This window comes from Ruegeria sp. AB11, from assembly GCF_056536325.1.
The window spans coordinates 2000169-2013558 of sequence record NZ_JBQFJO010000001.1; the positions used below are offsets into that span (position 1 = coordinate 2000169).

The 13390-nt window shown below is 56.5% G+C and carries 12 protein-coding genes; 6 read left to right on the forward strand and 6 right to left on the reverse strand.

What is annotated here, in order from left to right; all coding sequences use genetic code 11:
- Nucleotides 1–43 precede the first annotated feature (43 nt).
- Nucleotides 44–1333 (reverse strand): guanine deaminase, encoded by a 1290-nt coding sequence (guaD, locus tag ACR3EJ_RS10065; protein WP_170540961.1) that lies wholly within the window; start codon nucleotides 1331–1333, stop codon nucleotides 44–46.
- 139 nt (nucleotides 1334–1472) lie between these two features.
- Between guaD and mgtE the strand changes: the two genes are divergently transcribed.
- Together mgtE and ACR3EJ_RS10075 are read left to right on the forward strand one after the other, a co-directional pair.
- On the forward strand, nucleotides 1473–2867 hold the full coding sequence (mgtE, locus tag ACR3EJ_RS10070) for a magnesium transporter (RefSeq protein WP_170472559.1): 1395 nt from the start codon (nucleotides 1473–1475) through the stop codon (nucleotides 2865–2867).
- Entirely contained in the window at nucleotides 2864–3436 is a 573-nt protein-coding gene (locus ACR3EJ_RS10075) for a 5-formyltetrahydrofolate cyclo-ligase (RefSeq protein WP_170540958.1), read from the forward strand. The genes mgtE and ACR3EJ_RS10075 overlap by 4 nt, the downstream gene beginning before the upstream one ends.
- Here ACR3EJ_RS10075 and ACR3EJ_RS10080 read toward each other — a convergent pair.
- Nucleotides 3433–3660: a putative hemolysin gene (locus tag ACR3EJ_RS10080; RefSeq protein ID WP_170472553.1), complete on the reverse strand. Its 228-nt coding sequence runs from the start codon at nucleotides 3658–3660 to the stop codon at nucleotides 3433–3435. The genes ACR3EJ_RS10075 and ACR3EJ_RS10080 overlap by 4 nt on opposite strands.
- Before the next feature lie 87 nt (nucleotides 3661–3747).
- Here ACR3EJ_RS10080 and ACR3EJ_RS10085 point away from each other — a divergent pair, with 87 nt between their 5' ends.
- The 3 genes from ACR3EJ_RS10085 to ACR3EJ_RS10095 all read left to right on the forward strand — a co-directional run bounded on the left by ACR3EJ_RS10085 (nucleotide 3748) and on the right by ACR3EJ_RS10095 (nucleotide 7273).
- Complete coding sequence (locus tag ACR3EJ_RS10085) at nucleotides 3748–4560, forward strand: TIGR00282 family metallophosphoesterase (RefSeq protein WP_170472550.1); 813 nt, start codon at nucleotides 3748–3750, stop codon at nucleotides 4558–4560.
- A 91-nt stretch (nucleotides 4561–4651) separates the two neighbouring features.
- The gene (locus ACR3EJ_RS10090) at nucleotides 4652–6430 is read left to right on the forward strand and encodes an SLC13 family permease (protein WP_170540955.1); all 1779 of its coding nucleotides are present in this window, start codon (nucleotides 4652–4654) and stop codon (nucleotides 6428–6430) included.
- Nucleotides 6431–6526: 96 nt separating this feature from the next.
- Nucleotides 6527–7273 carry a YbaY family lipoprotein gene (locus ACR3EJ_RS10095; protein WP_170472544.1) on the forward strand — a complete coding sequence of 249 codons (747 nt, stop codon included), beginning with the start codon at nucleotides 6527–6529 and terminating at the stop codon, nucleotides 7271–7273.
- On the opposite strand, the gene ACR3EJ_RS10100 is transcribed toward ACR3EJ_RS10095, so the two are convergent.
- From ACR3EJ_RS10100 to ACR3EJ_RS10115, 4 genes are all read right to left on the reverse strand, one after another.
- Nucleotides 7274–8935, reverse strand: coding sequence for an FAD-binding dehydrogenase (locus tag ACR3EJ_RS10100; protein WP_170540952.1), 1662 nt, complete (start codon nucleotides 8933–8935; stop codon nucleotides 7274–7276).
- Nucleotides 8936–8946: 11 nt separating this feature from the next.
- Nucleotides 8947–9804: a bile acid:sodium symporter family protein gene (locus ACR3EJ_RS10105; protein WP_170540949.1), complete on the reverse strand. Its 858-nt coding sequence runs from the start codon at nucleotides 9802–9804 to the stop codon at nucleotides 8947–8949.
- A 72-nt stretch (nucleotides 9805–9876) separates the two neighbouring features.
- Nucleotides 9877–10611 (reverse strand): glutamine amidotransferase, encoded by a 735-nt coding sequence (locus ACR3EJ_RS10110; protein ID WP_170540946.1) that lies wholly within the window; start codon nucleotides 10609–10611, stop codon nucleotides 9877–9879.
- Nucleotides 10612–10627: 16 nt separating this feature from the next.
- On the reverse strand, nucleotides 10628–12400 hold the full coding sequence (locus ACR3EJ_RS10115; RefSeq protein ID WP_170540943.1) for an SLC13 family permease: 1773 nt from the start codon (nucleotides 12398–12400) through the stop codon (nucleotides 10628–10630).
- A gap of 111 nt (nucleotides 12401–12511) precedes the next feature.
- Here ACR3EJ_RS10115 and ACR3EJ_RS10120 point away from each other — a divergent pair, with 111 nt between their 5' ends.
- A complete protein-coding gene (locus ACR3EJ_RS10120; protein WP_010441922.1) occupies nucleotides 12512–13252 on the forward strand; it encodes a YebC/PmpR family DNA-binding transcriptional regulator in 741 nt (246 codons plus the stop codon).
- Nucleotides 13253–13390 lie beyond the last annotated feature (138 nt).

A 13390-nucleotide genomic window follows, 5' to 3' on the forward strand; every position in this document is an offset into this window, starting at 1 on the left:
GAAAATATCCCCGCCGGAGGCATGCGCCACAGGCCCATTCCTATCAAGCAGAAACAGCTCGCCCGGCGATCCAGACCTCGGCAACAGCCCGATCATCCCCCATCATGATGGTCGGGAACACCGCTTCCCAAAGATCATCAGCATGTGCTTCGCGTTGGGCGATGGCCGGAGTCGAGGCAAGGTCCAATACCACCAGATCCGCCTCCATACCCACCGCAATATTGCCGATACGATCATCCATCCGCAAAGTTTGAGCTGATCCCACCGTTCCAAGCCAAAGCAATTGCGACGGGTGTAGCGGACGACCCCGCAGTTGACCAATTTCGTACGCTGCGGCCATTGTGCGCAGCATCGAAAAGCTGGAACCACCGCCTGTATCGGTGGCAAGACCAACCCGGTGCCTCTCGCGGATCAGGCCGTTCATGTCGAACAGACCAGAACCGATAAACGTATTGGACGTGGGGCAGTGGATCAGCGCTGCATCTACCTCGCGCAAGCGGTCACGTTCGCGATCCTCCAGATGGATCACGTGACCGTAGAGACCGTTTCCACCCAACAATCCAAACTGTTCATACGTATCCAAATAGTCGCGCGCCTCAGGGAACAGAGAGCGCACCCACTCAATTTCGTCGGTTTGTTCGCTGAGATGTGTTTGCATCAGGCATTCGGGATGCTCCGCCCACAGCGCGCCCATCGCCTCTAACTGATCTGGTGTCGATGTCGGCGAAAAACGCGGTGTAATGGCGTAGGATATGCGATCAACCCCGTGCCACTTTTCAAGCAGTGACTTGGACTGGTCATACCCGGTCTGTGCGGTGTCACGCAGCCCCTCGGGTGCATTTCGATCCATGCAGGTTTTGCCGGCGACAACCCGTTGACTTCGCGCCTTGGCTGCCGAGAAAAACGCATCAACACTCTCGGGATGAATAGTGCAAAAGCTGCACATTGTCGTCGTACCGTGTGCTGCCGTTAAATCGAGGTATCTATTTGCAATTTCAGCGGCATAGTCAGGATCGCTGAACTTCATCTCTTCCGGGAACGTGTAGCTGTTGAGCCAGTCGATCAGCCGCTTGCCCCAACTCGCAATCATCGCGGTTTGCGGATAGTGAACGTGCGGATCCACAAAGCCCGCCAAAATAAGCTTGTCGCCATAATCCTTAACTTTGGCCTCGGGGTGCGCGACAGAAAGATCGGACGCGGATCCCAATGCTGCGATGCGACCATCTTCTATCAATACGGCTTCGTGTAGTTCGGTCGTGTCTGTGGGTTCGCCTTCGAACGGTGATCCGTTGAAGCTGAGCACGCGTCCCTTCAAAAGCGTCTTTTGCGCCATCTGCTGTGTTCTCCGCCTGTTTGGGGCCGCTATCCAGCATAGGGATGCAAAAGATGTGGGTAAATTGGACCATTGTCATTGTTTTCCGGTAGCTGCTTCTTCTATCTAGGGTCAATCGGCAGGAAAAAAGGGGCAGCGCATGACGACAGGCAGTGACGAAGCCAGACCCGATCAGCCCCAGGACGAGGACGCCTATGCGCTCGACCCGCGAACCGTCGAAGCCATCCTCTATGCGGTGGAGGTCGAGGATCGCGCCAAGCTGATCGAGCTTATGGAGCCGCTACATGCGGCTGATATTGCCGACCTTCTGGAACAGATCAGCCCCTTTGACCGGGCGGGCCTGATCCGGTTGTACGATAAGGAATTTGACGGGGATATTCTTTCAGAACTGGATGAATCTGTCCGGGAAGAAGTGATCGATGTTCTGAAACCAGATGTCTTGGCCGAAGCTGTTCGGGATATGGAAAGCGACGATGTCGTTGATCTGCTCGAGGATCTCGAAGAGCCGCAACAAGAGACGATCCTTGATGCGCTTGAAGACTCTGAACGAGTCGCCGCTGAGCAGGCGTTGTCCTACCCTGAAAATTCCGCCGGTCGTCTTATGCAGCGTGAAGTCGTCATGGCGCCCGAGCACTGGACGGTGGGGCAGGCCATTGATTTCATGCGGGCCAATGATGATCTGCCAGAACAGTTCTATCATGTCGTCCTTGTTGACCCGCGGCTGAAGCCCGTTGCGCAGGTTACACTGGGAAAGCTGATGGCGACCCGGCGAGAGGTGCCCTTGCATGACCTCGCCGAGGAAGAATTCCACACCATCCCTGTCGATCAGGACGAAGAGGATGTGGCCTATGCGTTCAACCAATACCATCTGATCTCGGCCCCAGTTGTGGATACGGATGGGCGGTTGGTTGGCGTCATTACCATTGATGACGCGATGGTGGTGTTGGATGAAGAATATGAAGAAGACATGATGCGTCTTGCGGGTGTCTCGGACGAAAGTTCTTTGTCCGATAGCGTAGCGGCAACCAGTAAACGGCGCTTGCCATGGCTCGGTGTCAATCTGATCACCGCGATTTGTGGTTCGCTGGTCATTTCGCAGTTTGAGGCCGCAATCGATCAGCTTGTTGCACTCGCAATCCTGATGCCGATTGTTGCCTCAATGGGAGGCAACGCTGGAACTCAATCACTGACAGTGGCTGTACGCGCGCTGGCGACACGTGACCTGACGAGTTCGAATGTGTGGCGCGTGATCCGCCGCGAATTACTGGTTGGGATGCTCAACGGATTATGCTTTGCCATCGTGTTGGGAACCGTTGGGATGATGTGGTTTGATTCTCCGTTGCTGGGTGTCGTGATTGGATCGGCGCTGGTCGTGAACATGATCATCGCGGGCTTTGCAGGTACGGTAGTACCGGTGGTGCTGGATCGTCTGGGGATCGACCCTGCGCTGGCATCGGGAACCTTTGTGACAACGACGACGGACGTGATGGGGTTCTTCATATTTCTGGGGCTTGCCAGCATGGTGCTACTGTGACCGACACAACCGATCTGACTGAAATCAAAGCCGCTGCCCGAAGGGCGGCCTTTGCGCGCCGAAAGGCGGCGTTTGACACGCGCCTACCGGGTGCTGCAGGACGTTTGTCCGAGGTTTTGGCCGGGCACCGAGGTGTTCCCATCTCAGGATACATGCCCATCCGAACCGAGATCGACCCGTTGCCGGCAATGGCCGAAGCAGCCGCTTACGGGGCCGTCGGCGTACCCGTCATTCAGGCCGCCGGAAAGCCGCTGCGATTTTCGCGTTGGACTCCGGAAGGCGCGCTGAAAGACGGACCATTTGGTGCGAAGGTACCCGAGATCGACGATTATTTTGATCCTGAAATCCTGATTGTGCCGCTGGTTGCGTTTGATGCTCAGGGTGGTCGTCTGGGATATGGTGGTGGATTCTATGATCGCACGCTAGAGGGGTTGCGCGGTAAGCGCCCGACATTGGCGATCGGGTTTGCCTTCGATGCACAAGAGGCAGAAGAGCTGCCGCTTGAGCCGACGGACCAACCTCTGGATATGGTTATCACAGAAAGCCGCGTGTTGACGTTTTCGGCCTAGCCCGTGTGCTCAGCACGGAAATAGTCCCAGGCATCCTGTTTGGTTCCGTCTGGCAGGGTGCAGATCCCGGTTTGGCCGCCGTCGCCATCCTGAATATTGTACGTGCCGCCCCGTTCGATGCAGAAAGTCGCCGCTGGGTTTGCCAGTTCGGTTGATTGCTCGGCTGGCTGATCGCACGCGGCGAGGGGGGCGAGCAGGGTAACAATAATAAGATAGCGGGTCATAAGTTTCTCCTAACCAATATTATTTGCGGTTTATGGTGACAGTTTAATCACTTGTGCTTGTGTTCCACCACACTTAGGACGGGTGACATGAGGTTATTATTTCTTGGCGACGTCATGGGGCGCTCGGGTCGCGCCGCCGTTCAACAGCACCTGCCGCGTTTGCGTGAGGAGTGGCGGTTGGATTTCGTCGTGGTTAACGGCGAGAATGCATCCAATGGCATGGGGCTCAGTGGTGATCACGCCAAGCTGCTTTTGGACGCCGGTGCCGATTGCATCACTTTGGGCGACCATGCGTTCGATCAGAAAGACATGTTGCAGTTCATCGAGAAAGAGCCGCGCATTGTGCGCCCGGTGAACTATGCCAAAGGGGCGCCGGGGCGAGGTCATCGGCTGTTCACGGCGCCGGGTGGACGGAAGGTGCTGGTGGTGCAGGTACTGGGGCAAGTATTTATGAAGCGCCCCTTCGATGATCCGTTCTCAGCTATCGAACCGATCCTGAAATCGCACCCACGCGGTGGGCAGGCGCAGGCGATTATCGTCGATATGCATTGCGAGGCGACGTCTGAAAAGATGGCGATGGGCCACTATTGCGACAAGCGCGCCAGCCTTGTGGTGGGCACGCACACCCATGTGCCGACGGCGGATGCGCAGATTTTGACTGGCGGGACAGGATACCTGACCGATGCCGGAATGTGCGGGGACTATGACTCGGTCATTGGTATGGACAAACAAGAACCTATGCGTCGTTTCATCACCGGGATGCCCAAAGCCCGCTTCACACCCGCCAATGGCGAGGCAACGCTGAGCGGTGTATATGTCGAAACCGATGATCGCGACGGAAGCGCAAAATCTGTGCAGATGGTGCGCGTTGGTGGGCGTTTGCAGCAGGCAGGCCCCTAAGTCACATGTCAGGCTTGCCCTGCCGCACGCAATACGTGAAACTACCTATTAGGCGCGTATGCCAGATCAGGGTTCGGACAGAATACCAAGAATGCAATTCCTTCAACTGACAGAGATGGGCAGCGCAATTCTGGCGCTGATGATTGTTGCAGGGATGTTCATCATGTTCCTGCGCGAGGTCTATCCGACCGAAGTTGTCGCCATTGGTGGGGTCGCCCTGATGCTTGCGACGGGTATTCTGCCCTATCAAAGCGCGCTTGCGGTACTGTCTAACCCTGCGCCATGGACCATCGGTGCCATGTTCATCATCATGGGGGCTTTGGTGCGAACAGGGGCGCTTGATGCGTTCACATCTGTGGCGCAAAAGCAGGCGCAGGTTAATCCGCGTATAGCCATCGGTTTGTTGATGGGATTTGTCGTCATCGCGTCTGCAGTGGTGTCGAACACACCTGTTGTCGTCGTGATGATCCCGGTCTTTATTCAGATCGCTCGCACACTGAACGTTCCGGCGTCCAAACTGTTGATTCCGCTTAGCTATGCGGCAATTCTTGGGGGAACGTTGACCCTGATCGGCACCTCAACCAACCTTCTGGTTGATGGCGTCGCGCGTGCGCAGGGCATGACGGCCTTTACAATATTTGAGGTCACCCCACTGGGCATAGCTCTGGTTATCTACGGCATGGTTTATCTGCGCTTCATAGCGCCGCGTTTGTTGCCAGAGCGCGACAGCATGGCCGAAATGCTGAGTGACCGATCCAAGATGAAGTTCTTTACTGAGGCGGTCATCCCACCCGACAGCAACTTGATCGACCGCGAAGTAACGGGGGTTCAACTGTTCAAACGCCAAGGTGTGCGGCTGATCGACGTGGTTCGGGGTGATGAGTCGTTACGTCGGAACCTAAAAGGTGTCACGCTGAAAGTGGGTGACAGAGTGGTTCTCCGCACCGAGATGACTGAGTTGTTGAGCCTGCAAAGCAATAAGGAATTAAAGAGGGTTGATCAGGTCTCGGCAGTTGAAACCAAGACGGTCGAAGTTTTGATTACACCGGGTTGCCGTATGGTTGGGCGAACATTGGGTGCGATGCGTTTGCGTCGTCGGTACGGTGTCTACGTTTTGGCTGTGCATCGCCGAAACCAGAATATCGGGCGCCAGTTGGATGCTCTGACTGTACGCGTGGGGGATACACTGCTGCTTGAAGGCTCACCCGGTGATATTCAAAGGCTGGCAGCAGATATGGACATGGTTGATGTGACACAGCCCTCGGCACGTGCCTTCCGTCGCAGTCACGCACCCATTGCCATTGGATCATTGGTGGGAATCGTTGCGTTGGCTGCGCTGGGCGTCGCTCCAATTCTGCTTTTGTCTATACTGGCTGTTGCGGTGGTCCTGCTGACCCGCTGTATCGATGCGGATGAGGCGTTTTCCTTTGTCGAAGGCAGATTGCTGGCGCTGATTTTCTCAATGCTCGCAATCGGCGCGGCGCTCGACAAATCTGGCGCTGTGACGCTGATTGTCGAGGCGATCGCACCTGCGCTGAGCATGTTGCCGCCCTTCCTTATCATTTGGGCTGTGTATTTGCTGACCTCGGTATTAACCGAATTGGTTTCGAACAATGCAGTTGCAGTGGTGGTAACACCAATTGCCATCTCGTTGGCGCAGGCAGTTGGCATCGATCCGCGCCCATTGGTCGTTGCGGTGATGGTGGCGGCGTCGGCTTCGTTTGCGACGCCCATCGGTTATCAGACCAACATGATGGTGTACGGGCCGGGCGGGTACAGGTTCACCGATTTTCTAAAGGTTGGTGTGCCGTTAAACCTGACGGTTGGTTTGTTGGCCTCACTCTTGATCCCGTTCATCTGGCCACTCTGAGACTGGCACAGTTTCGCCGACTTGAATGTGTTGCCCTTGTAAATGGTGATCTAGCCACAATCTTTTTCTAAAAGACGAATGAGAGAGGATAGGATCATGCCTTTTCCAAAACTCGGACAGGCCATTGTGGCCGGAGCAGTTGTATTGGCTTTGCTGGGCAGCCAAAGCCACGCCGGATCGGTGACAGGCACAGCGACATATCGTGAACGGATCGCTCTGCCACCGGATGCAACACTGTATGTCGAATTACAGGATATCTCGCGGGCGGACGCAGCTGCTGTGACACTGGCAGCGCAGCGCTACGCTCTGAACGGCGTGCCATCAGAATTTGAGTTGTCGTTTGATGATGCGCTGATCCGCGAAGGAATGACCTATGCGGTCCGGGGTGCAATCTATCGTGGAGAGGAGCTGCTGTTTACGACCGATACGATTCACCCGGTGTTGACCAACGGAGAAGGCAATTCCGCAGACCTGATACTGGTGCAGGCGCACGATCAGAGCGCCGCGACACTGGAAGGGACTGAATGGGTGGCCATCGGAATAGATGGAGAGGTGTTGGACGCAAAGCGCCCGCCACAGCTTTCATTTGCTCAGGGCGGAGCGTTCGGCGGGACCGGCGGTTGTAATCGGTTTACCGGACAAGCCGAAATCATCGGCAACAGCATAGAATTTCCTGAGAATATGGCTGCCACTTTGATGGCGTGCCCACCAGAAATGGAAGAGATTGAAGATCAATTTCTTGCCGCTTTGCAAAGTGTAACCACTTATGCGGTTGCCGGTGACAGTTTGGTTATGCTCGACGTCGCAGGCGAACCTGTTCTGAAGTTTGTGCGCAACCAGTAATCAGGCCACGGCGCGGGACCGTCCCGCATTGCGGCCCGAGAAGATGCAACCGCCCAGAAACGTGCCCTCCAGCGCGTTGTATCCGTGGTAACCGCCACCGCCAAAGCCCGCGACCTCTCCGGCTGCAAACAGGCCGGGGACGACTTGGCCGTCTGCGCCAATCATCTGACTGTCGAGATTGGTCTGCAACCCACCAAGCGTTTTGCGGGTCAGAACATGCAATTTAACTGCAATCAAAGGGCCATTTGACGGATCGAGGAATTTGTGTGGCTTGGCGGTGCGGATCAACCTATCGCCCCGGTAATTGCGCGCGGCATGGATCGCCATCATCTGAGCGTCTTTCGAGAATGGGTTGTCGATCTGAGAATCCCTCGCCTCGATTTGCGTGCGCAAATACGCTTCGTCAATCAGTCCGCCGCCCAATTGGTTCATGCCACTGACCAATTCCGTCAGCGTGTTGGCAACAACGAAATCCTCACCCTTTTCCTTGAAAGCCTCGACCGGGCCAGTTGCCTTTGAGCCGGATAAAATGCGCTGTTGAATAACCTCTTTCCAGCTACCCGAAGTAAAGTCCGGGTTCTGCTCGGACCCGGAGAGGGCAAATTCCTTCTTGATCACTTTCTGGGTCAGAACGAACCAACTGTACTCATAACCCGTCTTCAAGATTTCGCGCAGCGTGCCCAGCGTATCGAAGCCCGGCAGACAAGGGGGTTGCAGACGATTGCCGCACGCGTCAAACCACATCGAGCTTGGACCGGGCAGGATGCGAATACCGTGCGCGGGCCAGATCGGATCCCAATTGCGTACGCCTTCCGTATAGTGCCACATTCGATCACCGTTGATCACATGGCCGCCTGCTTTCTCGCTGATCGGGATCATCCGGCCATCGACATGAAAGGGCACACCAGCGATCATGTCTTTGGGTGGCTCACCCAATCGGTTTGTGGGCCAGTTTTTCCGCACCATTTCGAAGTTCCCACCGATCCCGCCGGAGGTGACGATGACCGAAGGCGCGTAGACTTCGAACTCGCCCACTTCGTCCCGATTGCTCTTGCCACCCCTCTGGACGCTATCATCGGCTAGGACCTCTCCGGATACGCCCTTGGCTGTGCCATTTTGCATAATGATATGGCTGACTTGGTGGCGGAACTTCAATTGGATTAGACCGGCACTGACATGATCCTGCACACGTCTGATAAAATGTTCCAACACTCCCGGGCCCGTGCCCCACGTGATATGAAAGCGCGGGACCGAGTTGCCATGACCATTGGCGTATGACCCTCCGCGTTCGGCCCATCCCACGACCGGAAACCAGCGCAACCCCATGTCATACAACCACGGACGCATTTCACCTGCCGCAAACTCGACATAGGCATCCGCCCACTTGCGGGGCCAATTGTCCTCATCACGGTCGAACTGAGCGCTGCCCATCCAGTCGCGCAGTGCCAGATCGTAGCTGTCGCGAATACCCATGCGACGCTGTTCAGGGGTATCGACCATGAACAGACCGCCAAGGCTCCAAAACGCCTGCCCGCCAAGGAAGTGTTCCGGCTCCTGATCCACAATGATCACACGCTTACCGCGATCCCCCAGCTCTGCTGCGGCAGCCAGACCGGCAAGTCCGCCGCCGACGACAATCGCGTCTGCTGTATTATCAGCCATCTGATCTCCTTTCAGCGGTTGCGGAACCAAAGGATAAAGGGGGTCACGACCACATACATCGTAATACCATAAACTGCGGCCGGAACGGCAAGCGGACTGAAGCCCGTTGTGGTGCCTGTGATCAGTGCCGCCAACGTAATTCCCATCGCCGAATTCTGTATGCCTGTTTCGACCGAAATGGTTTTCGCCTCTTCCCATGTCAGCTTGGCGATCCGTGCCAGTCCAAGCCCAATTAGTAGCAGTGCGATATTCAGCGCGATCAACGCGGCCCCGATCGAGCTGAGGTTCTCAATGAAGAACTGCCAGTTTCCGGCCAGCGCTGCCAGAACGATCAGCACAAACAGGATCGAGGCAAGCGTGGACAAAGGGTTATCGATCCGAACCGCGAACTCTTTGGCAAAGTGGCGAATACTAACGCCTATCGCGACAGGCAACGTTGTGATCAGGAACAATGCGGTAGCAAGGGCGCCAATCGATACTTCCGGGGCTGTCTCACCCATGAAGTAATCGATGGACCACGCGGCCAGAATTGGAACTGTCACAATCGACAACAGGCTGATCACAGCCGTCAGGCTGACTGATAGCGCAACGTCGCCTTTGGCAAACTTTGCAAGGATGTTGCTGGTAACGCCGCCGGGGCAAAAGCTTAGAAGCATCACGCCAATGGCAATCTCAGCGGGTAGACCGAACATCGTGACGGTTGTGAAAGCAGCCAGTGGTATCAACACAACCTGACTGATCGCACCGATGGCGAATGGGTATCCGCGGGTAAGAACTCGGCGAAAATCAGCGGCCTCAAGCCCGATCCCGAGCGACAGCATGATAATGGCCAGCGAAAGCGGCAGGCCAACATTTATGAGCAGGTCCAAGAACAACTCCTCCCAAAGTCATTCGGGCCAGCCTATGCGAGGGGGTGTTAATCAGGCAATAACGCCGTTGGGTCACCCGTAGCGTTCGGCGAACCGTCGCAGGATTTCCCCGGGTTGTGTAACGTCCGCCGCGTGGCAGATATCGATCAGGCGTTGTGCATCTTCCGGCGGGAAATACCCGTGATCTTTGTAGATGTTAATCCGCTGTTCAAAGTCCTTGGCATCCGCTTCGGGGTGAAACTGAGTGGCATAGACATTTTGTCCCCAGCGGATCATCTGGATCGGGCAGGGGGCCGAGGCGACCAGATGCACGCAGCCTTCTGGCAGGGATTGCACGGCCTCTTTATGACCGACAAAGGCTTCAAACTGCGGAACTAGGCCAGCGGTCAGAGGATCCTGCGCGCCATCTTCGGTCAGTTCGCAATCCGATGGTCCAACCGGTTCGCCAAATTGCCGTTTGCTGACATCACCTCCCAGATGCGCCGCGAGAATTCCCAGGCCATAGCAGCAGCCCATGAACGGGTGGTCCTGTGCTGTGATCTGCGGCATCAGCCCCATGATCGCGCCCTCGATCTTGGCATCCAAAGTAGATTTTCCGGCCGGATCGTCGCTGACGCAACCCGGGCCTCCACCGACGATCACACCGGCGTAGTCGGTAACGTCCAGCCCTGCGGGCAGGTCTTCGCAATCCAGCCGGATGCGGTGGGTTTGCGAAGGTTCAAGGCCGGTTTTGTCCAGAATTGAGGCGTACTCAGCATCCGAAGCATCGGTTTCCGGGCGGAGTTGCAGGATCAGAAAGCGTTTCATGCGCTGCCTTTACCCGTCAAAGCGGCCAGAACACAAGGATCGAGGGGATTGATACGGCGATGATCAATATCTCTAGCGGTAGGCCCATGCGCCAATAATCCCCGAAATGATAGCCTCCGGGACCCAGCACCAGCGTGTTGTTCTTATGACCAATCGGTGTGAGGAATGCTGCCGAGGCTGCCACGGCCACTGTCATCAGGAATGGATCGGGCGATACCTCAAGCGTACGCGCCATCTGTATCCCGACGGGGGCTGCAACAATTGCGGTGGCCGTGTTGTTGAGTACGTCCGACAGGGTCATGGTGACCACCATCAGCACAGTCAGGATCGCCCATGCAGGCAGACCGTTTGTCAACTGGATCAGTGCGTTCGCTATCAGTTCAGTGCCGCCGGATGTTTCCAAGGCGCTTCCCAGCGGGATCATCGAACCCAGCAATACCACCACCGGCCACTCAATGTGATTGTAGATATCCGCAATCGGCATGATCTTGGTAAGCACATAGGCCACAACGACCAGACCCAAAGCGATGGGAAGATAGATCAGCCCGATGCTAGCGGCCAGTACGGCTGTTGCGAACAGGCCGATGGCGAGCCACGCTTTGTCGTTGGCAGTGACGTTCAAGCCGCGTGCTGCCAAGGGCAAACAGCCGAGCCACTCGGTCACGTCCGCGCCCCGGTCACGCGGGCAGAGCAGAAGCAGGATGTCACCCGCCTCAACCTCGGTCTTCCGGACTTGTTCCGTGATGCGACGGCCCTGACGAGAAATCCCCATCAGCACCGTGCTCTGTCGCCAGGCCAACCCCAGCGCCTGCGCGGTGCGTCCAGTGATGCGGGCGCTTTCGGGGGCAACGACCTCGATCACCTCAAGCCCGTCGCCCTCGGCAGTCAACACCTCTTGCCGCCTTGTGTCTGAAAAATCGAGATGAAGCGCAGCGCGGAATTCGTCCAACGCTTCGGGTCGAGCTTCAAGGACAAGCGCGTCACCTTCCCGAAGAGTGGTGTGGGTGGACCTGCCATAGCGCCGCTTGCCATCCCGGATCAGGCCGATGATGGCGACGTCGGATTTCTCTGCCGCCTCATAAAGTTCACTAACGCGTTTGCCGATATGGGGTGACTCGGGCGGGACAGTCAGTTCGGCGATGTACTCTGCCAGAACTTCCGATGCTTCTTCCTGGACGCCACGATTGGGGATCAGTCGCCAACCGACCAAGGCCACAAAGGCCAGACCGGCGATGGCTGCGATCCCGCCAACCGGGGCAAAGTCGAACATCCGGAATGGCTCGCCCAGAGTTTCAGCGCGGATTGAGGCGATAATGATATTGGGCGGTGTGCCGATGAGCGTGGCCATGCCTCCAAGAATGGTGGCAAAGCTTAGCGGCATCAGGCTAAGACCCACCGAACGCCCCGCCTTGCGAGCTGTTTGGATGTCGACTGGCATTAGCAACGCCAGCGCGGCAACGTTGTTCATAAAAGCGGACAGAACAGCGCCGATCCCACCCATCAACGCGATATGCGCGCCCAGACTGCGCGAGGCATCAACCAGTGTCCGCGTAATCAGGAACACAGCGCCCGACCGAACCAGACCCGCAGAGACCACGAGCACAAGCGCCACAATAATTGTTGCTGGATGGCCAAACCCTGCGAAGGCGTTCTCGACCGGGACAACGCCCAGCGTCACTGCAATCATAAGGGCAGTGAACGCGACGAGGTCATATCGAAACCGCCCCCAAAGCAGCATTCCAAATACGGCAATGAAAAGGGAAAAAAGAATAATCTGATCTGTCGTCATATCGCCACCATAGCCAAGGGCGAAGGCAGGGCAAGCCGCTCTCTTGATCCTGCCCCCCGCAAACGTCTATATGAGCGCCGAACACGCAATCACGAATGACGAGGACGCACCATGGCAGGCCATTCCAAATGGGCCAATATCCAGCACCGCAAGGGACGTCAGGACGCCGCGCGGTCCAAACTGTTTTCCAAACTTTCGAAAGAGATCACCGTCGCCGCCAAGATGGGCGACCCCGATCCCGACAAGAACCCGCGTCTGCGTCTGGCGGTAAAAGAGGCCAAGTCGAACTCGGTTCCCAAGGACGTGATCGACCGGGCCATCAAGAAATCCGTTGCGGGCGAAGGGGATGAATACGAAGAAATCCGGTACGAGGGCTATGGCCCAAACGGTGTGGCCGTGATCGTCGAGACGATGACGGACAATCGCAACCGCACCGCATCGACCGTGCGTTCCACGTTTTCGAAGAATGGCGGCAATCTAGGTGAAACCGGCTCGGTTGGGTTCATGTTCGACCGCAAGGGTGAAGTTGTCTATCAGGCGGATGCTGGCGATGCGGATACGATCTTTGAAGCCGCGATCGAGGCCGGGGCTGAGGATGTCGAAAGCTCGGAAGACGGTCACATAATCTGGTGCGCTGATACGGATCTGAACGATGTATCGAATGCGCTGGAGACCGCGCTGGGTGAATCCGAATCCACCAAGCTGGTCTGGAAACCCACGACCACGACCGAATTGGGTCTGGAAGATATGCAGAAGCTGATGAAATTGGTGGATGCATTGGAAGACGATGATGACGTCCAGCGGGTTACGACCAATTTTGAGGCGACAGACGAGGTCATGGCCCAGCTCTGATGCGTCGGGCAATCGTTGGTTAATTAGAACCCGGCCTTTGGCCGGGTTTTTCTGTTGCAGGGCTACGCCTAACAGAAACTTTGGTCCCTGAGGTCCTTGCATTTATGATCAGATCAATGAGGCTGAAAAATCTGAATA

Excerpts from the sequence above, each read along its gene's own strand:
- guaD (WP_170540961.1), bottom strand. The coding sequence starts at position 1,333 with ATGGCGCAAAAGACGCTTTTGAAGGGACGCGTGCTCAGCTTCAACGGA.
- mgtE (WP_170472559.1), top strand. The coding sequence starts at position 1,473 with ATGACGACAGGCAGTGACGAAGCCAGACCCGATCAGCCCCAGGACGAG.
- ACR3EJ_RS10080 (WP_170472553.1), bottom strand. The coding sequence starts at position 3,660 with ATGACCCGCTATCTTATTATTGTTACCCTGCTCGCCCCCCTCGCCGCG.
- ACR3EJ_RS10085 (WP_170472550.1), top strand. The coding sequence starts at position 3,748 with ATGAGGTTATTATTTCTTGGCGACGTCATGGGGCGCTCGGGTCGCGCC.
- ACR3EJ_RS10090 (WP_170540955.1), top strand. The coding sequence starts at position 4,652 with ATGCAATTCCTTCAACTGACAGAGATGGGCAGCGCAATTCTGGCGCTG.
- ACR3EJ_RS10095 (WP_170472544.1), top strand. The coding sequence starts at position 6,527 with ATGCCTTTTCCAAAACTCGGACAGGCCATTGTGGCCGGAGCAGTTGTA.
- ACR3EJ_RS10100 (WP_170540952.1), bottom strand. The coding sequence starts at position 8,935 with ATGGCTGATAATACAGCAGACGCGATTGTCGTCGGCGGCGGACTTGCC.
- ACR3EJ_RS10110 (WP_170540946.1), bottom strand. The coding sequence starts at position 10,611 with ATGAAACGCTTTCTGATCCTGCAACTCCGCCCGGAAACCGATGCTTCG.
- ACR3EJ_RS10115 (WP_170540943.1), bottom strand. The coding sequence starts at position 12,400 with ATGACGACAGATCAGATTATTCTTTTTTCCCTTTTCATTGCCGTATTT.
- ACR3EJ_RS10120 (WP_010441922.1), top strand. The coding sequence starts at position 12,512 with ATGGCAGGCCATTCCAAATGGGCCAATATCCAGCACCGCAAGGGACGT.